Consider the following 18,629-nt stretch of genomic DNA (forward strand, 5'->3'; position numbering starts at 1 on the left):
CTAGCGACCGGCGACCGTCCCCACGTATCATTCTGTTTTGCCATGCCTTCCATCCCCAACACCGAATCGGTGGTCGCTCCGACGGTGCGCCAGCAGGTGCAGCGGGTTGCGGCGCTGCCCCCCGTCCACGCCGCCTTCGGCTGGTTCCGCACGCATGAGAACGAACTGCGCGACCGCCAGTTGGAACTGGTGCGCATCCCGGCGCCTCCCTTCGGCGAGGAGGCCCGGGGCGAGTGGCTGCGCGCGCGTTTTGCCGAGATCGGGCTCGACGACGTCCATGTGGACGAGGTGGGCAATGTCTTCGGCCTGCTGCCGGGCAGCGACGCGGTGCGGCCGCTGGTGGCGGTCACGGCCCACATCGACACCGTCTTTCCCGCCACCACGCTGCTGAACGTGCGGCGCGAGGGCGAGCGTCTCTTCGGCCCCGGCATCTCCGACAACGGCGCGGGCGTGACCGGCCTGATGGCGTTGGCTTCGGCGATGCAGGCCACCGGCGTGCCGCACGCGGCGGGCGTGCTCTTCATCGGCAACGTGGGCGAGGAGGGCGAGGGAGACCTGCGGGGGATGCGGCACATCTTCTCCCACCCGCGCTGGAAGGACGCCATCGGCTACACCGTGGTGCTCGACGGCGCCGCCACCGACACCATCGTCACCCAGGGCCTGGGCAGCCGGCGTTTCGAGGTCACCATCCACGGCCCGGGCGGGCACTCGTGGAGCGACTTCGGCATGCCCAATCCCATCGCCGTGCTGGCACGCGCCATCGTCAAGCTGACCCAGACCCCGCTGCCCGCCGAGCCCAAGACCTCCTGCAACGTGGGCGTGATCGGCGGCGGCAGCTCGGTGAACTCCATCCCGGAGAGCGCCTCGATGCGCGTGGACATCCGCTCGGCGCTGGACGGAAACATCGACCAGGTGGAGCGCGCGCTGCGCGAGGCCGTCGCCTGGTCCATCGCCGAGGCGCACGCCCAAACCCACGACCATCGCGACCATGTCAGCTACGAGATCAAGCTGATCGGCAACCGCCCCGCGGCCGAGCTCGACCCGGACGCCTACATCCTCCAGGTGATGCGGGCCGTGGATCAGCATCTGGGCAATATCACGCGCCAGCACCGCGCCTCCACCGATGCCAACATTCCCATGTCGCTGCACAAAGAGGCGATCAGCACCGGCGCGGGCGGCAGCGGCGGTGGAGCCCACACCGTCCACGAGTGGTACGACCCGGCGCACCGTGAACTGGGGCTCAAGAGGATCCTGCTGGCCGTGCTCACCCTGGCCGGCCTGCCTGATGCGGAGAAGGGATGAGGACTCTTCCTTTTGTCGTTCTTGCATTCACCTTGAGCGCGTTGGCACAAAAAGAAAAGCTGGCGCCGGACACGATCTACGTGAACGGCAACATCTACACGGGTGTCCGCGCCGACGCTCCCAAGCCCAACACGGAGATTTCCCGAGTGCAGGCGATGGCAGTGAGCGGCGACCGGATCCTGTCGGTCGGCACGGACTCGGAGATCAAAGCACTCAAAGGGAACAAGACAATAGTCGTCGACCTCGGCGGCCGATTCGTCATGCCCGGCTTCAACGACGCGCACCTGCATTTTGCCGCCGGAGGGCTGGAGAAGACGCGCGTGAACCTCATCGGCGTCAAGTCGCTGGAGGAGATGAAGCAGCGTATCGCCGAAGCGGCGAAGCATTACGGTCCCGGCGAGTGGCTCGTGGGACGCGGCTGGGACCAGACGCTTTGGACGTCGCAGAATCTGCCCACGCGCCAGGACCTCGACGAAATCACGGGCGGCCACCCAGCGCTGTTTCAACGCGTCGATGGGCACATCGCCATCGTGAATTCGGCGGCCCTGAAGGCGCACGGCGTCACCAAACAGACGCCTGACCCGCCGGGTGGCAAGTACGATCGCAACGAGAACGGCGAACTCACCGGCATCATCCGCGAGGCGGCACGCGATGAGTTCATCGCCAAGCTCCCCAAGCCGTCGCCGGCCCAGCGCCGCCGCGGCATCGAGCGGGCGATGGAGGAAGCGCGCGAGTGGGGCCTCACTTCCGTGCAGGACAGCATCACGGTGGAAGAAGACCCCGCCGAGTGGGACGACTTCCTCATCTACGAGGACTTGAAACGTGAGGGCAAGCTGACCGTCCGCATCACGCGCTGGCTGCCGTTCCGCGCCCCGCTCGACGTGCTGACCAAAGCCCGCGGGCACCATCCCCAGGATGACGCCTGGTTGCACACCGGCATGCTGAAGGCCTATCTGGATGGATCGCTGGGTTCGCGCTCGGCGGCGCTGCTGGCGCCGTACAGCGACGACCCGAAGAACTCCGGCATCACCCGCATCGACCAGGAGACGCTCAATCAGATGACGGTGGAGCGTGTGAACGCGGGGTTCCAGGTCGGGTTCCACGCCATCGGCGACCGTGCGGCGCAAATGGCGCTCGATGCCTTTGCCCAGGCGGAGCTGCGCTTCAACTGGCGCAACCAGAACTTGCCCGAGAAGCGGAGTGGGAACCAGCTGCGGCTCCGCATCGAGCACGCGCAGGTCATCGATCTCTCGCAGATCTCAGAGTTCGCCCAGCTCGGAGTCATCGCCTCCGTTCAACCCTGCCACCTGCTGACCGACATGCGCTGGGCGGAATCGCGCCTCGGGCCGGAGCGCGCGAAGAGTTCCTATCCCTGGCGCTCGTTCCTCTCCCAAGGTGTGCGCCTGGCGTTCGGCACTGATTTCGCAGTGGAGCCCATGAATCCCTTCCGCGGCCTGTACGCGGCGGTCACGCGCAAGAGCGAGGACGGCAGGCAAAGCTACTATCCCGAGCAGGGGCTGACCATCGACGAAGCGATCGCCGCCTATACCTCCGGCTCCGCCTATGCCGATTTCGCCGAGCGCGACAAGGGCACGCTGACGCCGGGGATGCTGGCCGATTTCATCGTCCTCGACCGCGACATCACCCAAGTCCCGCCGGAAGAGCTCCTCAAGACGCGGGTGCGGGAGAGCTACGTGGGCGGCATGCGAGTCTTCCCGGCGCGCTGACCAGCGCGGCGCGGCGGCACCGCGGAGATTCGTCACACGACAATGTGTCCGCCGTCACACAGAGAGGCGCCGGCGCCGCCTAGAATGAATTTGGGGCCGCAAGCTTCCTAATCATTTCAGTGGTGGTGTCAATTGTTTGAAGCAATCATCTGGTTCATTCTGGTTACAGCTGGTTTCGCAGTCGTCAACCGGCTCTGGATGTGGTTGTTTGTGAAGGTCGAGATGAGCAGGCTGGAAGCCCGCGACGAGTTCGCGGAAGCCGCCGCAACCATCTACGCCGACTCGCGCGCAGCAAGCACAACCTAAGTCCCCATTCGCACAGTTTTTTCACCGGCCGCCCGCGCCGGCGGGAGGAACGCCGAGTGTGTCCGGAGCGCAGGGGCCGCGGACCTCGGGGTGGCGGGGCCGGTGGGACGCTTCTCACTCGTACAGCAGCACGCCGTACAGCACGACCGTTTCGGTGGATTCGCTGAACTGCACGGTGCCGGAGCCGCCCGTCAGGCGGTTGTTGAATTCTCCCGAGATCCTGTTCGCATCCACTTCATAACTGCCGAGGAAGTTTCGCTCGCCGGGGCAAAACTGGCCGGACACCTTCAGGACGAAGCTGCTGAGTCCGTCGCCCTTGGTGATGCCCAGGGTCCCGCGGAGAGGGCGGCAGTCTGCCCGCGCTGCGCCCGGCGGATCGCTCTCGCGCGCCAGACACAATCGAAATGTGCCGGTCCCCAGCAAGCTGCTCTTGATTGTCCCGCTTAGATCGATCTGGCACTCAGCATCCGGGACGGGACCCGGGTCCTGGGAGTAGACGGCGACCGCGTGAAATTCCTTCGTCACCTCCCAGGGATCTTTCGGAGCGGGAGCTTGCCAGTAGTAGACCGCGACGTTGCCGTCCGAGAGCTTCTCGGTCAGCGTCTTGCCGTCCTTGTCAAGCACCCAGCTATCGGTCTCCTTGTAGGTTTGATATCCGAGGGCATCGAGGACGTGCTGGGTGACAACCACGAGTTTGTCCGCTTTCCAGCGCGCCCGGTAGTACGCTCGCTCGATCCTCGTGGTGTAGCGGTCCTGCTCCTTGCCGTCGGTGACGAAGACGTCCGTCCCGGTGACCCTGTCGCCGCTGTGGTAGATGAACTTGACCCGCGCTTTCGTCTGTTGGACGACCAGAGTGTCGTCCTTCACGTACCGCGCCGTGGTCAAGTCCCGATCGAGCTTCCAGACGCCGGAGAGGTTGGGCGGGGACTTGCTGACCGACAAGGCTGGCGACACCAACAGCAGCACGGCCAGAACCGCACGTCCAGGAACCCATCGCAGTGTCGACAGCATTGCTGGTCCTGCCCACGAGGAGGAATCGGTGAAGTGTAACTCAACCGGGGGCCTGGTGCGCGGCTTCGGCCTCAATAGCCGGCTGGTGCCAGGGCGGTTGCGTCCAGTTCTTCGAACGAGGTGTGCCCGCTCAGCGCCAGCGTGAGGTCGGTGTCGGCGAGCAGGTTGAGCAGGACCTCGCGCACGCCCTGTTCTCCGGCGACGGCCAGCCCCCAGATGTAGGGCCGGGCGATGAGCACCGCGCTTGCGCCCAGGGCCATGGCCTTCACGACGTCGGCGCCGCGGCGGATGCCGCTGTCGAACAGCACCGGCACGCGGTCCCCGGCCGCCTTGACGACCCCAGGCAGGGCGTCGAGTGCGGCGATGGCGCCGTCGACCTGGCGCCCGCCGTGGTTGGAAACCAGGATGCCGTCGGCGCCGTGCTCCAGCGCTTTCCGAGCGTCGTCCGGATGCAGGATTCCCTTGAGCAGGATGGGCAGGCGCGTGTACTCGCGCAGCTGGTGCAGGTGCTGCCAGGTGAGGTTGGTGTTGGAGAACAGCGCGCCCCACAGACGGATCGCGGCCGCGGGGTCTTCCTCCGGCGTCTTGGGCAGGTGCGCGCGGAACACCGGGTCGGTGAAGTAGTTGGCCAGCCCCTGGCCGAGCAGGAAGGGCAGGTAGGGATATCCGAGGTCGCGCTCGCGCCAGGCCAGCATCGAGGTATCGAGCGTGACCACGACCGCGCCGTAGCCGGAGTTCTCCGCGCGCTTCACCATGCTGGCCGTCAGCTCTTGGTCCTTGCCCCAGTAGAGCTGGAACCAGCGCGCGCCGGATCCCATCGCCTGCGCCACCTCCTCGATGGAGCGCGACGACACCGTGCTGAGCACGAACGGGACCCCCAGCGACGCAGCCGCTCGTCCGCTGGCTACCTCCGCGTCGCGATGCACGATGCCCTGCACTCCGACCGGGCCGAGCAGGACCGGGCCGGGAAGCTTGAGCCCCAGCACTTTCACCGAAAGGTCGCGCTGGGAGACGTTGCGCAGCATGCGCGGAACGATGCGCCAGCGATAGAAGGCCTCCAGGTTGGCGCGGGCCGTGAGCTCACCGCCGGCGGCGCCCGCGACGTAGTCGTAGGCTTCGGGCTTCAACAGCTCTTTCGCTTTCTGCTCCAGCCGCGCCAGGGAAACCGGGGTGGCGGGCTGCTGTCCCGTCAAGCCGAGCTGGTAGATCTCCAGTTCGCGGTCCGATCCCGTGATCGTCCGAGGTGAGGAGGTGCGGTCCATGAAGTGCGCGGGATTATACCTTGCCGTGCCCAGGAGCCATGTCCTCCGGCCTCTGGTAATCTCCTCCCGTGTCCCGCTCCGCCAAAGCCCATCTGCTGCTCCTGCTGGCGACGTTCTTCTGGGGAGCGACCTTCGTGCAGATCAAGGACGCGCTGCGCCAGGTCACGCCGCTCACTTTCAACGCCATACGCATGATCGTGGGCGCGGTCGCGCTGGTCTTGATCTACCGCAGCCACTTGAAAAAAGTGCCGGTGCAGACGCTGAAGGTGAGTGCCCTGCTCGGTGCGCTGCTGTGGGCGGGATATTCATTCCAGACCAGAGGCTTGGTGTACACCACGCCGTCGAAGTCGGCGTTCGTGACCGGCGTCTCCATCGTCCTGGTGCCGGTTTTTCTTGCCTTGTTCTGGCGCCGCACGGTGAACCGCCGGACAGCGCTGGGCGTGGCCCTCTCCATGGTCGGTCTTTACCTTCTGACGGTTCCCGCCGCTGGCAGCGCCTTCGGATTCTCGGCCATCAATCGCGGCGACCTGCTTACCCTGGGCTGCGCCGTGGTCTTCGGCTTCCAGATCATCGTCGTCGGAAGGGTCATGATGCACCACCGCTTCGAGCACATCGGCCCGCTCCAGATCGTGGCCGCAGCCACCCTGATGACCGCCACCGCTCCGTTGATGGAACGGCCCGCGATCGTCTGGTCGCCGCGCGTGATCGCCGCCATCCTGGTCACCGGCCTGCTGTGTACGGCCGCGGCATTCACCATCCAGGCCTGGGCGCAGCAGTTCCTGCCTCCCACTCACACCGCGCTCATCTTTCTCATGGAGCAGGTTTTCGCTTGGATGACCAGTTTCATCGTCCTGCACGAGCGGCTGGGGTACCGCGCCACTGGAGGCGCGGTGCTGATCCTGGCCGGGATCCTGGTGGCGGAGTTGAAGGGCACAGCAGAAGAGATGAAGGCGGAACTGGGGCCAGAGGTGATTGGTTCCGAAGAGGGAAATGCCTAGTTCCGGATAACGAATCCTTCCCCATCTGCGTCTAATCCAATTACCAAAGGCTCCACATACATAGTGAGACCAGTCCAGCAACACACCTACGCAAGACGGGTTCCATCGAGTGGGTATAATGATGGGTTGGTGTCTTTGCCGGAGGGAAAGTAATGGATCCGCGTTCAAGCGGCTGGTTTGATCGTTTCAAGTCTCGGGGAATCGCCTCCACACTGCTGGTGGTGGCCACGCTGGCAGTCGGGATATTGATCGGCACCGTGCTCACGCACGGGGTCAAGGGCAAGGAGAACAAGGGTCTCGGCGGGGACGCGACACAGTTGCAGGTGCCGGCGCCGCAGCAACTCAGCTCGGCGTTCTCCACCATTGCCAAGCAGCTGGAACCCAGCGTGGTCAACATCAATACCGAATCCACGCTGAAGCCGAACCCGCACACGCGCCCGCGGAGGCGCGGGCAGCCCCAGGGCCCAGGGCAGGAAGATCCGTTCCAGGACTTCTTTGACCGCTTCTTCGGAGGCCAGGGCGGTGGCGATGACATGGGCGGCAGCGACCAGGGAATCCGCGAGCGCAGCCTGGGTTCCGGCGTGATCGTCGATCCCAACGGCTACATCGTCACCAACGAGCACGTGGTGGACAAGGCCGACCGCATCCGGGTGCAGCTGCAGAATGATCCGCCGGGCGTGACCTACGACGCGAAAGTGGTCGGCAGCGACAAGGAGACCGACCTCGCCGTCCTCAAGATCGAGGCCAAGAGGCCGTTGCCCGCGGCCAAGCTGGGCAACTCGGAATCCATGCAGGTGGGCGACTGGGTGCTGGCCATCGGCAGCCCCTTCGGCCTGGAAGAAACCGTGACTGCCGGCATCGTGTCGGCAAAAGGACGCAACATCGTTCCCCAGCGCCAATTCCAGTCGTTCATCCAGACGGACGCGGCCATCAACCCCGGCAACTCCGGCGGGCCGCTGGTGAACATGAACGGGGAAGTCATCGGCATCAACACGGCTATCTTCACGCAATCCAGCGGATACCAGGGGGTGGGCTTTGCGCTGCCGTCGAACACGGTGGTGAACGTCTATAACCAGCTCATCGCGCCGGAGCATCGCGTGACGCGCGGTTCCATCGGCGTACTGTTCAACGCGCAGCCCAACCCGGCGCTGCAGCGCGTGTACGGCGTCAAGAGCGGCGTCATCATCGCCGAGGTCTCGGCGGGCAGCCCGGCCGACCAGGCGGGCCTGAAAGTGGGCGACGCCATCACCGCGGTGGACGGCAAGGAGATCAAGTCCGGCGACGATCTGGTCTCCGAGATCGCCAGCCGCAAGCCCGGTACCAAGACCAAGCTCACGTATCTGCGCAACGGGAAGGAAGGCACGGCCACGGTGACCATCGCGGACCGCGCCAAGCTCTTCAGTTCGCGCCTGGGCGAGGAAGAGGAAGGCGGCGCAGAATCGCAGCCGACCGAAGCCAAGCTGGGGCTGACAGTGCGCGCCGTTTCGCCCGAGATGGCCGACCGTCTCGACATTCCCGCGGGCAAGGGCGTGATCGTCTCCGACCTCAAGTCCGGCTCGTTCGGGGATGACCTCGGGTTCAGCCGCGGCGACGTGATCCTGGAGATCAATCGCCATCCGGTGAACAGCGAGGACGATTTCCGCAAGATCACCGCGCAGTTGAAGAGCGGGCAGGACGTGGCGTTCCTGGTCCGGCAAGGAAGAGGCCGCAATGCCGGCACCATCTTCCTCAGTGGGACGCTCCCGTAAGTAACCAGAAAAAGCGATCATTTCGCTGGCGCAGCGGCATCAAAAAATGGGATGATGCCGCAGCGCTGGCTAGAGTAGTCTCTCTTGCCGGCGTGAACGGTTTCAGAGTCCTTCGTCTGGCGAGACCATCGTTTGAGGTGCTATTTGAGTTCCCGGAACCGGACGATCAAGAATTCAACAGCGCTGCTGGCGACGCTTGTGCTGTTCGCCAGCCTGGCTTCGGCCAAGACCCATAAGAACACTCAGGATCCCTCCAGCAAGACCAAGCACTCCTCTAGAACAAAGACCAAGCACGCGAAATCCAATAAGGTGCGCGGGCAGCGCGCCATCGACGAGCCACGCGCGCGGCAGATCCAGCAGGCGCTGGTCCGCGAGCATTACCTCGACGGCGAGCCCAGCGGCCAGTGGGACCAGCGCACCAAGGACGCCATGGCGCGCTACCAGGCGGCCAACGGCTGGCAGACCAAGTCGCTGCCGGATTCGCGGGCGCTGATCAAACTCGGCCTCGGGCCCAGCCAGGACAACCTGCTCAATCCGCAGACCGCCGCGACCGCCACCGCGCCACCGGCAAGCGTGCCGGAATCCGGCGCTGCGGGCGGTCCCTCCGCCTTCCGCCAGTAACCAGCGATCCGCTATTCGAGCAAGCCGCGCACCAAGCGCGGCGTTTGCTTCGGGCCAGTTTGGCGAGCGAAATCTTTCCTCTTGACAAGGGATTTTCGTAACCGTATGGTTACACATTATGCGAAGCCGATCGGTTACGCATTCGCCCGATGCCGCGTTCCACGTCCTCGCCGACCCCACGCGACGGGCCGTGCTCGACCTGCTGCGCGGCGGCAGCCAGCCGGCGGGGGAGATCGCACGATCGTTCCCCGTGTCGCGCCCGGCGATTTCCAAGCACCTGCGGCTTCTGCGGCGTGCCGGCCTGGTGCGCGAACATCGCCGCGGACGTCATCGTTTCTACCAGCTCGATGCGGAGCCGCTGAAGGCGGTGGACCGCTGGCTGGAGCAGTACCGCACCTTCTGGGACGCCAGGCTCTCCGGCCTCAAGGCGTTCGTGGAGTCCGAAACTGCGCGCGACGCGAAGCTGGAACGGAGAAAAAAGAGATAGCACAGTCCAACCGCCCGCGAGGGCGGCCAACCTTCCATCAAGCTACAGGAGGATGCAATGAGCAGTGCGAAGGCGACTCCAGAGCAGGACGCGATCTCCCGCGAGATCGAGATCGCGGCGCCACCGGAGCGCGTGTTCCAGGCGCTTACCGACCCGAAGCAGCTCTTCGCCTGGTGGGGCAAGGAGCCTTCGGTCGAGTTGTCGGTGTTCGAAATGGAGGCGCGGACAGGCGGACGCTGGCGCTTCCGCTGCAAACCGGTCGCGGGCGCCGAGCACGGGGCGGTGGGGGAGCAGCTCCGGCGCAACCGCGAACAGGAGTTCGAAGCCCACGGCGAGGTCCTGGAGTACGATCCCCCGCGCCTGCTGGTCTGGAGCTGGATTGCGAACTGGCATGAGCACTCCGAGCAAAGAACCGTGGTGCGCTGGGAGCTGTCGGCGACCGCCAGCGGGACCCGGGTGCGCGTGACCCACAGCGGTCTGGCGCAGGAACCCATCGCGCGCAAGGACTACGGCTCCGGCTGGGCCGGGGTGCTCCAGTTGCTCAAGAATTTTTTCTAGCGGGCCCGGTGACGAGCGTTGCCCGCCCCGGAAGCGCGCGTCAGTTTCCGGTTGGCGCTGCTTTGGCTTTGGCGCTGTCGAGGACTCCGCGCACCGTATGCATCAAGGTGTCGGTGGTGAAGGGCTTCTGGAGGAACTTGGTCCCCGGGGTCAGCATGCCGTGGTGGAGGATGGCCTCGTCGGTGTAGCCCGACATGTAAATCACCTGCATCTCGGCGCGCTGCGGCGCCAGCCGCTGCGCCAGCTCCCGGCCGGACATCTTGGCCAGCACCACGTCGGTGAGCAGCAGGTGGATGGGGTGCTTGTGGCCCTCGGCGAGCATCACTGCTTCTTCGCCGTGGCGCGCCTCCAGCACCCTGTAGCCGTTGCGGGTAAGGACCTGGCGGATGAGGGCGCGGACGCCGTCCTCGTCCTCGACCAGCAAGATGGTCTCGCTGCCGCGGTGGGTCTCGTGCTCAGGACCGCCTGCGCCGGCGGTCTCGGCTTCTTCGGCGACCCGTGGCAGGTACACCTTGAAGGTGGTGCCGCGGCCCAGTTCGCTATACACCCAGATGTATCCGCCGCTCTGCTTGACGATGCCGTACACGGTCGAGAGCCCGAGCCCCGTGCCTTTGCCCATCTCCTTGGTGGTGAAGAAGGGCTCGAAGATGTGCGACTGGGTCTCGGAGTCCATGCCGGCGCCGGTGTCGCTGACGGCCAGCATGGCGTAGGGGCCGGCAGCGACGGTAACGTGTTCGCGGGCATAGAAGGTGTCGAGATCGAGGTTGGCGGTCTCGATGGTGAGCTTGCCGCCGCTGGGCATGGCGTCGCGGGCGTTGACCGCCAGGTTCATGATCACCTGCTCGACCTGCCCGGGATCGGCCTTGACCCGGCCGAGCTTGGGATCGAGCACGGTGTGGAACTCGATGTCTTCGCCGAGCAGGCGACGCAGCAGCTTGTCCATGTTGGCGACCACGCTGTTGAGGGCGATGATCTTAGGGGCCAGCACCTGGCGGCGGCTGAAGGCGAGCAACTGGCGGGTGAGCGAGGCGGCGCGGTCGGCGGCTTTCTGGATCTCCTCGACCTCGCTGCGCATGGGGTCGTTGGGCTTGAGTTCCTCGAGCATGAGCTCGCCATAGCCTTTGATGACGGTGAGCAGGTTGTTGAAATCGTGGGCGACACCGCCGGCCAGGCGGCCCACCGCCTCCATCTTCTGCGACTGCAGGAGCTGGAGCTCGAGAGCGGCGCGCTCGGTGATGTCCTCGGCGATCATCTCGAAAGCCAGGGCCTCGCCGCGCGAATCGCGCACGGTGCGGCCGCTGAGGCGGACGGTAATGGGCGAGCCGTCCTTCCTCTTCCAGCGCACCTGCACCCCCTCGGTGCGTTCCTTTTTGCGATAGAAGTCGACTTGGCGGAAGCGCTCTTCGGGTTCCCAGTACACGTCGCGTGACAGCTTCAGCGCCACCAGCTCCTCGGCGGAGGAGTAGCCGAGCATGGAGACCAGCGCGGGATTGACGTCCAGGAAACGGTCTTCGATGGCCGAGGAGCGATAGATGCCGTACACGGCGCTTTGCACCAGGGAGCGGTAGCGCGACTCGGATTCGCGCAGCCGATCCTCGCTACGCTTCTGCTCGATGGCGCCGGCCACGTGCTGCGAGACGAAAGTGAGGATCTCCTTCTCCTTCTCGCCGTAGCGCACGTTGGGTTCGTAGGTCTGCACCACGAGAACGCCGAAAGCGCGGTCGCCCCGCTTGAGAGGAACGCCCAGCCAATCGAGCGAGGGCGCGCCGATGGTCTCGGCGTCGCCGCGAGCGACCAGTTCGTCGAATCTCTCCGGCGTCGCCAGAAGGGGTTCGCCGGTGCGCAGTACGTACTCGGTCAGGCCCTTGCCCAGCGGCTTGGGCGCCGGCGTGGGGTCCTCCTGGTCCACGAAGTAGGGGAAGCTGAGCAGTTGCGTCTCGCCGTCGTAGAGCGCGATGTAGAAGTTCTCGGCGTACATGAGCTCGCCGACGATGCGGTGGATGGCGGAGTAGAGTTGACCCAGTTCGCCGGCCTGGCGCGCGGTGTCGGCGATGCGGTAGAGCGCGGCCTGGAGGGCCTCGGCACGCTTGCGCTTGGTGATGTCCACGGCCGTGGCGAGGATGGCCTGGTGTCCTTCGAACTGGATGACGCCGGCGCTGAAGTCGAGCCAGCGCGTCTCGCCCGACTTGGCGATGATGGGAAACTCGTAGCGGGCGGGCACATCGTCACCCCGCTGGCGGGCTAGAGTGCGCCGGCGCAGCAGGTTCATATACTCGGGATGGACCATGTGCCAGGGCCCAAGCTCGAAGAGTTCCGCGCGGCTGTAGCCGGAGATCTGCTCACTGGCGGGGTTGAGGTAGAGAAACCTGACGCCATCGTGGATGTAGATGGCGATGGCGGCCGTCTCGGCCACAGCGCGAAATTTGCTCTCGCTCTCGCGCAGCGCTTCCTCCGCACGCTTCTGCTCGGTGATGTCGCGGAAGATGAGGTACATGGCGATCTGGCCGCCGCCCACGCTGATCGGCGTGGCCAGCATGGAGACCCGCACGGGCGATCCGTCGCGGCGCCGGCGCGTGGTTTCGATGTTCACCGGGTTCCCGCGGCTCAGGGTGTCGAGGATGAAGATGGATTCGGCGCGGCGGTCCTCGGGCACGATCATGGCGATGTCCCGCCCGACGCTCTCGCTGGCCGTGAAGCCGAACATCCGCCGAAATTCGCGGTTGACGCGTACGACACGGCGGTCGGTGTCGAGCAGGGCGATGGCTTCCGGTGCGTTATCGAAAAGCTGCTCCAGGTACGCTTTCTGGATGAGCAGATCTTCCTCGGCGCGCTTGCGCTCGGTGACGTCGAAGCCGGTGGCGAGGATCGCGGGTGCGCCCTGGAACCGGATCTCGATCGGGGTGAAATCGAGCCAGCGCTCCTGCCCGTCTTTGCGGACGATCTTGAGTTCGTAACGCGCCGGAACGTCGTCGCCGCGCAAGCGAGCCGCGGCGAGCTGGATCACCTGCTCGCGCACGTCCGGAGCGCACAATTTCCAGAAGGGCATGGCCAGGAGCTCCGCGCGCGTGTAGCCGCTGATCTGCTCGGTGGCGGGGTTCACATAGACGTAGCGGTCGCGCTGCATGATAAAAATGGCGGAGGCAGCGGTCTCGGTGACCGCACGGAACTTGGATTCGCTCTCCCGCAGGTCCTGCTCGGCGCGCTTGCGGTCGGTGATGTCGCGGGCGGTCCCCTGGACCCCGACGAGCTTACCATCCTGCCGAATGAGCCGGGTGCTGACCTCGACCGACAGGCGCTTCCCGCTCTTGGTCCGGATGTCCACTTCGTAGGGCGTGTCGATGACCTCGCCGGCGAGCTTGCGCAAGGTATAGGAGCGTGCCATCTCCCGGTGCTCGGGGACGACGATGTCCGCCATGTTCATGCGCAGGGCCTCGTCGCGCGTGTAGCCGGTGAGGCGCTCGGCGGCCTTGTTCACCGAAGTGAAGCTCCCGTTCAGATCCTGGGTGTAGATGATGTCGTTGGCGTTCTCGAGCAGCTCGCGAAGTTGTTCCTCGCCGGTGGTCGGGCGTCGCTCGGCGCGACGGCGCGCAGCGATGGTGGTTCGTCCAGGCTGCTTGGGAGCCCTGCGCTTCGGTTTCTGTGGTTTCTTTGCCATCCCATCGGCGGAGCATCGGAACGCGGAGCAGCGTACCGACTCACGTTTTCTGAGGGAGGTTTTCTTATATCGCACTTCGCGGACGCGGCCAAACAGAAATCGAGGCGCGGGGAACCGGCCGTGCATGAACCGCGGCGTCATCTTGTGAGAACGCGAAACGCCCCGCTTCGACCGCCTTCCCCGCCCATGTTATCCTGCGCCCGATGGCAGACGACTCCAAAAATCGCCGCAGCGTGGCGAGGCAAGTCACGCAAGGCACCGTGTTGCTGCGCGACGAGAAAAACCCATCGCTCCGGATCCTGGCGCAACTCATCAATGTCACCGAGAGCGGTTTTAGCGTAAGCCACTATCACAGAGGCTTCACGCTCGACCAGGTGGTCAAATTCCAGGAATGGTTCCGCGCCAGAGTCATCTGGAACCGCGAGATCGACGACCACGTGGAAACGGGCTTCCTGATAATGAAGTAAGCAGCCGAGCCGGCCTTCTCGATCGGCGGGCGCGCGCTGCTCTTCTGCTGCGCCCCGGCGGGCGTCATCAGCACAAAGGACGACATCAGGATCGATATCAACAACTGCCGTGCACCCCACGCTTCCATGGGAGCCTATCCGACCTATCTCTCGCCGGGACCTCAAGATCCCGGCCGTCGCACATTGTAAGCTCCGGGCCGGTCGAGGGTCCCGCACGCTTGTGCTCAGGGCCTGACAGAGATACGCTGTGCCGCACACAGGTTCGGTTGGGGGTGGTTATGGCTCTGGAAGTGAAGGCCCGAAAGCTCCGGGACGTGACCGTCGTTCAGTGCGCGGGGCGGCTGGTTTTCGGAGATGAGACGACGCTGCTGCGCACCGAGGTCAAGGAACTCCTGACGAAGAACCCGCGCATTGTGCTGGACTTCGGCGAAGTGCGTGATATAGACAGCGGAGGTGTCGGCACCCTGGTGGGTTTGTACACGTCCGCCACGGCAGCGGGCGGGGGATTGAAGCTGGCGCGCGGCAACAAGAAGGTGCTGCAAACACTGAGCATCACCCGTCTACTGGACATCATCCGCGTCTATGACCGGGTAGAAGACGCCATTGCGGCGTTCGGGAGCGAACCAGCGCGTGCTGCACAAGCTTCTTAGAGAAGCACCGGCGCCCAAACGTGATACCACCCAAGAGCACAGTCCCAACGGAAATGCCTCACAGAGAGCGGCTGCGCCGGGGTTTTGCGCTGGTCGGCCGCGGCCAGTAGGGTACCGCCTCGCCCCCGATAATGGCACGCGGGTTGTCGTCCACCAGGGCGCGGGCCACATCCTGACCGCAGAGCTTCGCCGCGGCCTCGCGTCCGGCAGAAAGCACGGGCGGGCGCCGCACCGGGTCGTGCCCATCGCTGGCCAGAACATGCACGGCATCGTGCTCCAGCAGCCACGACGCGGTCTTGTGCGCCGATTCGCCCCACTTGCCGGTCAGCGACGATGCCGTCACTTGCACCAGACAACCTAGCTCCAGCAGCTTGAGGATGAGATCGGTATCCCGCTGCATCAGCAGGTTGCGCTCGGGATGAGTCACGATGGGGATCACTCCGGCGCTTGTCAGGCGCACGAGCGCGTCGCGCATCGGCAGGGAGAGTGCAAAGTCGCTGAACTCGACCAGCAGGTACTGGGAATTGCCGATAGTGAATCGGGTCGGGTCGGCCAGCGCCGCGCTCACGTTCTCGTAGGAAAAATGAAAGTCGCAGCCCAGCGTCAGCATGGGCCACTCGCCGGCGATGGTCTGGAGCTTGGTCAGTTTGGCACGCAGCGCCGCGCGGTCGTAGACGAACTCGTCGTTGGCGTGCGGTGTGGCCACGATGTGGGTGACTCCGTCGGCGGCGGCGATGCGGCACATCTCGGCCGAGACTTCCCAGTCCTTGGGGCCGTCGTCAACCGCGGGGAGGATGTGGCAGTGGATGTCAACCACGCGCCAATTTAAACACAGAGGACGACAATGGCGCGGGGGAAACCTAGTTGCCGTACCGCTCGCGCAGGAAGTCCGCGATGGACTGGTAGGCACGCGTGAGCGTCGGCTCATCGGGCAGGAAGACGACCCGGCAGTGCTTGGTCCCCGGCTTCTGGCCGAAGCCGCTGCCGTGGACGACCAGCACGTGCTTCTGGACCAGCAGGTCCTTCACGAAATCCAGATCATCGTCGGGGATGTCGAGCTTGGGATAGGCGTAGAAAGTCCCCTTGGGCGCGACGCAGCTCACGCGCGGGGTCGAGTTCGCCCACTTCACCGTGAGGTCGCGGCGGCGGCGCAATTTCGCATTCATCTCCGGCACGTGCGTCTGCGGGCCCTCAAGCGCCGGCTTGACGGCGTACTGCGTGGGATGGTTCGAGCACAGGCGCGCGCGCAACAGCTTGTGGATGGCTTCGATGTAGGGCTTGATCGCCGCCGCGTCGCCGGTCGCGATGCCCCAGCCCACGCGCCAGCCGGGCGCTAGGTACGGTTTTGAGAGCCCGCTGAAGGTGATGACCGGAAGGTCGGGCGCGAGGGTGGCCAGCGAGATGTGCTTGCAGTCGTCGTCGAGGATGAGCTTGTCGTAGATCTCGTCGGCAAAGATGACCAGGTTGTGCTTGCGGGCGAGGTCCGCAACGGCTTCCAGCGTCTTGCGGGAACAGACCGCGCCGGTCGGATTGTTCGGATTGATCACCACGATGGCGCGCGTGCGCTTGGTGATCTTGCGGGCCATCTCCTCGACGTCGGGCTCCCAGCCCTTGTCTTCATCGAGGAAATAGGGGTTTGGCGGCGAATCGAGCTTAGCCAGCACAGCGGAATAGAGGGGATACTCGGGGCTGGGCGCGAGAACATCTTCGCCGGGGTTCACCAGCGCGGTAAGGCAAGCCTCGACCGCTTCGCTCACTCCGGCAGTGACGAACACGCTCTGGATGTTCTTGAAACCGTGATGCTCGGCGTCGTTGCGGATCGAGACCAGCGCTTCGTCCACGCCCAGCGATGGGGCGTAGCCGTTGTGGCCGTCGCGCATCGCCTTCTCGACCGCCGCGATCATGTGCGGCGGGGTAGCGAAGTCGAACTTGAGCGGGTCGCCGATGTTCAGCGGGAGGATCTTGTGGCCTTTGCGGGCGACTTCGTCGGCCAGCACGGCCAGGTCGCGGATGGCGTAGCGCACGTTCTCCATGCGCAGGGCGGCGATGATCTCGTGGACGGAAGCGGTAGCCATGAGTGCCTCAATGAGTACAGACGATTGTACAAGCGGCCGGGGAAAACCTCACCACTGAGGGCACAGAGGTCACACAAAGGTTACAAAGGGGAGCCCCGCCAATCGGCGGGGCTTCTGGGTACTGAGTACCGAGTACTCAGTCCGGCCGATCGATCTGCGCTTTCTGCAGCTTGTCGGAGTAATCCACGTACACCGACTTCCACTCGGTGTAGAAGTCGATGGCGCCGATGCCGCCCTCGCGGTGCCCGTTGCCGGTCGCCTTGGTGCCGCCGAAGGGCAGGTGCACCTCGGCGCCGATGGTGGGCGCGTTGATGTAGGTGATGCCGGCGTACAGGTCGCGCATGGCCTTGAAGGCGTTGTTCACGTTCTTGGTGTAGATGGCCGACGACAAGCCGTACTCGATGTCGTTGGCGATATCAATGGCGTCGTCGAGGTCGTTGCAGGGGATGATCGAGACCACGGGGCCGAAGATCTCCTCCTGCGCGATGCGCATCTTGCGGTTCACGTCGCCGAACACGGTCGGCTCGACGAACCATCCGTACTTGTAGTCGCCCGAGTCCAAGCGATGTCCGCCGCAGAGCAGCTTGGCGCCTTCGTTCCTGCCGATCTCGATGTACTGAAGATCGGTCTCCATCTGCGACTTATTGACGGCCGGGCCCATCTCGACCGACTCGTCGAGGCCGTTACCGACCTTCAGGTGCCGGGCGCGTTCCACGTACTTCTCGACAAATTCGCGGTAGATGCCCTTCTGCACGATGATCCGGCTGGTGGCGGTGCAGCGCTGCCCGGTGGTGCCGAAGCCGCCCCACAGGCCGCCGTCGATGGCCAGGTCGAGGTTGGCGTCGTCGAGCACGATCATCGGGTTCTTGCCGCCGAGCTCGAGCGAACAATGCTTAAAGCTCTTGGCGCACGAGGTGCCCACGATGCGTCCCACGTCGGTCGAACCGGTCAGCGAGACGGCGCGGATGTCGGGGTGCTCGGTCATCGGGTTGCCGATCTTCGATCCGAAGCCGCTGACGATGTTGACCACGCCCTTGGGCACGCCGGCATCGGTCAGTGCCGACACGAAGTTGAAGACCGAGAGAGGGGTGTCCTGCGCCGGCTTGATGAGGCAGCAATTGCCGGCCACGATGGCGGGAAAGAGCTTCCACGAAGGGATCGCCATGGGGAAGTTCCACGGCGTGATCATGGCGCAGACGCCGATGGGCTGGCGGATGGCCATGGCGAACTTGTTGGGCAGCTCCGAAGGGACGGTCGGGCCGAACATGCGGCGCCCCTCGCCGGCCATGTAGTAGCCGGTGTCGATGGCTTCCTGCACGTCGCCGCGGGTCTCCTTGATGATCTTGCCCATCTCCCGCGTCATGTCGCGCGCGAACTGCTCCTTGCGCTGCTCCAGGATGCGCGAGGCCGTGTACAAAATCTCGGCTCGACGGGGCGCGGGCACAAGGCGCCATTTCTTAAACGCGGTCTTGGCGGCTTCCACCGCGGCTTCGACGTCCGCCTTGCCGGATTTCTGGAAGATGCCGACCACCTCGCGGGTGTCGGCGGGATTGATGTTTTCGAAAGTTTCGCCGGTGGAAGCCTCTACCCACTCACCGTCGATGAAGTTCTTGTGAACCTTGGGGCTGGTATTGCGCTCCGAGCCTGCCGCAACACCGATCGTATCGGTAGCCATAAGTGCGTCTCCTTCCGGATATCCGAACTGTTCATACTATCGTCCGGGCAGAAATACAGGCAAGGGTGGGAGCAACGGCCGCCGTCG

General features: G+C 64.9%; 16 protein-coding genes. 10 read left to right on the forward strand and 6 right to left on the reverse strand.

The genetic code is table 11. The features are described from left to right. The first annotated feature begins 42 nt into the window (after positions 1-42). From LAN37_08245 to LAN37_08255, 3 genes are all read left to right on the forward strand, one after another. Positions 43-1,302 carry a M20/M25/M40 family metallo-hydrolase gene (locus LAN37_08245; protein ID MBZ5647195.1) on the forward strand — a complete coding sequence of 420 codons (1,260 nt, stop codon included), beginning with the start codon at positions 43-45 and terminating at the stop codon, positions 1,300-1,302. After that, positions 1,299-3,029, forward strand: a complete 1,731-nt coding sequence (locus tag LAN37_08250; GenBank protein MBZ5647196.1) for an amidohydrolase — start codon at positions 1,299-1,301, stop codon at positions 3,027-3,029. Before LAN37_08245 ends, LAN37_08250 begins: the two co-directional genes overlap by 4 nt. Positions 3,030-3,161: 132 nt before the next feature. Next, entirely contained in the window at positions 3,162-3,335 is a 174-nt protein-coding gene (locus tag LAN37_08255; protein ID MBZ5647197.1) for a hypothetical protein, read from the forward strand. A 114-nt stretch (positions 3,336-3,449) separates the two neighbouring features. Here LAN37_08255 and LAN37_08260 read toward each other — a convergent pair whose 3' ends face one another. After that, positions 3,450-4,346, reverse strand: coding sequence for a hypothetical protein (locus LAN37_08260; protein ID MBZ5647198.1), 897 nt, complete (start codon positions 4,344-4,346; stop codon positions 3,450-3,452). A gap of 71 nt (positions 4,347-4,417) precedes the next feature. After that, positions 4,418-5,608 carry a lactate 2-monooxygenase gene (locus LAN37_08265; GenBank protein MBZ5647199.1) on the reverse strand — a complete coding sequence of 397 codons (1,191 nt, stop codon included), beginning with the start codon at positions 5,606-5,608 and terminating at the stop codon, positions 4,418-4,420. A gap of 68 nt (positions 5,609-5,676) precedes the next feature. Between LAN37_08265 and LAN37_08270 the strand changes: the two genes are divergently transcribed. The 5 genes from LAN37_08270 to LAN37_08290 all read left to right on the forward strand — a co-directional run bounded on the left by LAN37_08270 (position 5,677) and on the right by LAN37_08290 (position 10,020). After that, positions 5,677-6,606 carry a DMT family transporter gene (locus LAN37_08270; protein ID MBZ5647200.1) on the forward strand — a complete coding sequence of 310 codons (930 nt, stop codon included), beginning with the start codon at positions 5,677-5,679 and terminating at the stop codon, positions 6,604-6,606. Between the two features lie 152 nt (positions 6,607-6,758). Then, the gene (locus tag LAN37_08275) at positions 6,759-8,354 is read left to right on the forward strand and encodes a Do family serine endopeptidase (protein ID MBZ5647201.1); all 1,596 of its coding nucleotides are present in this window, start codon (positions 6,759-6,761) and stop codon (positions 8,352-8,354) included. A 144-nt stretch (positions 8,355-8,498) separates the two neighbouring features. Continuing rightward, positions 8,499-8,975 (forward strand): peptidoglycan-binding protein, encoded by a 477-nt coding sequence (locus tag LAN37_08280; GenBank protein ID MBZ5647202.1) that lies wholly within the window; start codon positions 8,499-8,501, stop codon positions 8,973-8,975. Positions 8,976-9,093: 118 nt separating this feature from the next. Further along, positions 9,094-9,462 (forward strand): metalloregulator ArsR/SmtB family transcription factor, encoded by a 369-nt coding sequence (locus tag LAN37_08285; GenBank protein ID MBZ5647203.1) that lies wholly within the window; start codon positions 9,094-9,096, stop codon positions 9,460-9,462. A gap of 57 nt (positions 9,463-9,519) precedes the next feature. After that, positions 9,520-10,020, forward strand: coding sequence for an SRPBCC domain-containing protein (locus LAN37_08290; protein MBZ5647204.1), 501 nt, complete (start codon positions 9,520-9,522; stop codon positions 10,018-10,020). Between the two features lie 40 nt (positions 10,021-10,060). Here LAN37_08290 and LAN37_08295 read toward each other — a convergent pair whose 3' ends face one another. Then, positions 10,061-13,675 carry a PAS domain S-box protein gene (locus LAN37_08295; GenBank protein ID MBZ5647205.1) on the reverse strand — a complete coding sequence of 1,205 codons (3,615 nt, stop codon included), beginning with the start codon at positions 13,673-13,675 and terminating at the stop codon, positions 10,061-10,063. A gap of 233 nt (positions 13,676-13,908) precedes the next feature. Here LAN37_08295 and LAN37_08300 point away from each other — a divergent pair, with 233 nt between their 5' ends. Further along, positions 13,909-14,142, forward strand: a complete 234-nt coding sequence (locus LAN37_08300; protein MBZ5647206.1) for a hypothetical protein — start codon at positions 13,909-13,911, stop codon at positions 14,140-14,142. A gap of 278 nt (positions 14,143-14,420) precedes the next feature. Continuing rightward, entirely contained in the window at positions 14,421-14,792 is a 372-nt protein-coding gene (locus LAN37_08305) for an STAS domain-containing protein (GenBank protein MBZ5647207.1), read from the forward strand. A 58-nt stretch (positions 14,793-14,850) separates the two neighbouring features. On the opposite strand, the gene LAN37_08310 is transcribed toward LAN37_08305, so the two are convergent. The 3 genes from LAN37_08310 to LAN37_08320 all read right to left on the reverse strand — a co-directional run bounded on the left by LAN37_08310 (position 14,851) and on the right by LAN37_08320 (position 18,542). Then, complete coding sequence (locus tag LAN37_08310; GenBank protein ID MBZ5647208.1) at positions 14,851-15,609, reverse strand: exopolysaccharide biosynthesis protein; 759 nt, start codon at positions 15,607-15,609, stop codon at positions 14,851-14,853. Between the two features lie 43 nt (positions 15,610-15,652). After that, positions 15,653-16,867 carry an aminotransferase class I/II-fold pyridoxal phosphate-dependent enzyme gene (locus tag LAN37_08315; protein MBZ5647209.1) on the reverse strand — a complete coding sequence of 405 codons (1,215 nt, stop codon included), beginning with the start codon at positions 16,865-16,867 and terminating at the stop codon, positions 15,653-15,655. Between the two features lie 136 nt (positions 16,868-17,003). Beyond that, on the reverse strand, positions 17,004-18,542 hold the full coding sequence (locus LAN37_08320) for an aldehyde dehydrogenase family protein (GenBank protein MBZ5647210.1): 1,539 nt from the start codon (positions 18,540-18,542) through the stop codon (positions 17,004-17,006). Positions 18,543-18,629 lie beyond the last annotated feature (87 nt).

The sequence above is a fragment of the Terriglobia bacterium genome, assembly GCA_020073495.1.
GTDB lineage: Bacteria > Acidobacteriota > Terriglobia > Terriglobales > Acidobacteriaceae > JAIQFD01.

Bases quoted from the DNA above. Each gene is read 5' to 3' on its own strand.
- LAN37_08245 (MBZ5647195.1), top strand. From the start codon at position 43: ATGCCTTCCATCCCCAACACCGAATCGGTGGTCGCTCCGACGGTGCGC.
- LAN37_08250 (MBZ5647196.1), top strand. From the start codon at position 1,299: ATGAGGACTCTTCCTTTTGTCGTTCTTGCATTCACCTTGAGCGCGTTG.
- LAN37_08260 (MBZ5647198.1), bottom strand. From the start codon at position 4,346: ATGCTGTCGACACTGCGATGGGTTCCTGGACGTGCGGTTCTGGCCGTG.
- LAN37_08265 (MBZ5647199.1), bottom strand. From the start codon at position 5,608: ATGGACCGCACCTCCTCACCTCGGACGATCACGGGATCGGACCGCGAA.
- LAN37_08275 (MBZ5647201.1), top strand. From the start codon at position 6,759: ATGGATCCGCGTTCAAGCGGCTGGTTTGATCGTTTCAAGTCTCGGGGA.
- LAN37_08285 (MBZ5647203.1), top strand. From the start codon at position 9,094: ATGCGAAGCCGATCGGTTACGCATTCGCCCGATGCCGCGTTCCACGTC.
- LAN37_08290 (MBZ5647204.1), top strand. From the start codon at position 9,520: ATGAGCAGTGCGAAGGCGACTCCAGAGCAGGACGCGATCTCCCGCGAG.
- LAN37_08295 (MBZ5647205.1), bottom strand. From the start codon at position 13,675: ATGGCAAAGAAACCACAGAAACCGAAGCGCAGGGCTCCCAAGCAGCCT.
- LAN37_08305 (MBZ5647207.1), top strand. From the start codon at position 14,421: ATGGCTCTGGAAGTGAAGGCCCGAAAGCTCCGGGACGTGACCGTCGTT.
- LAN37_08315 (MBZ5647209.1), bottom strand. From the start codon at position 16,867: ATGGCTACCGCTTCCGTCCACGAGATCATCGCCGCCCTGCGCATGGAG.
- LAN37_08320 (MBZ5647210.1), bottom strand. From the start codon at position 18,542: ATGGCTACCGATACGATCGGTGTTGCGGCAGGCTCGGAGCGCAATACC.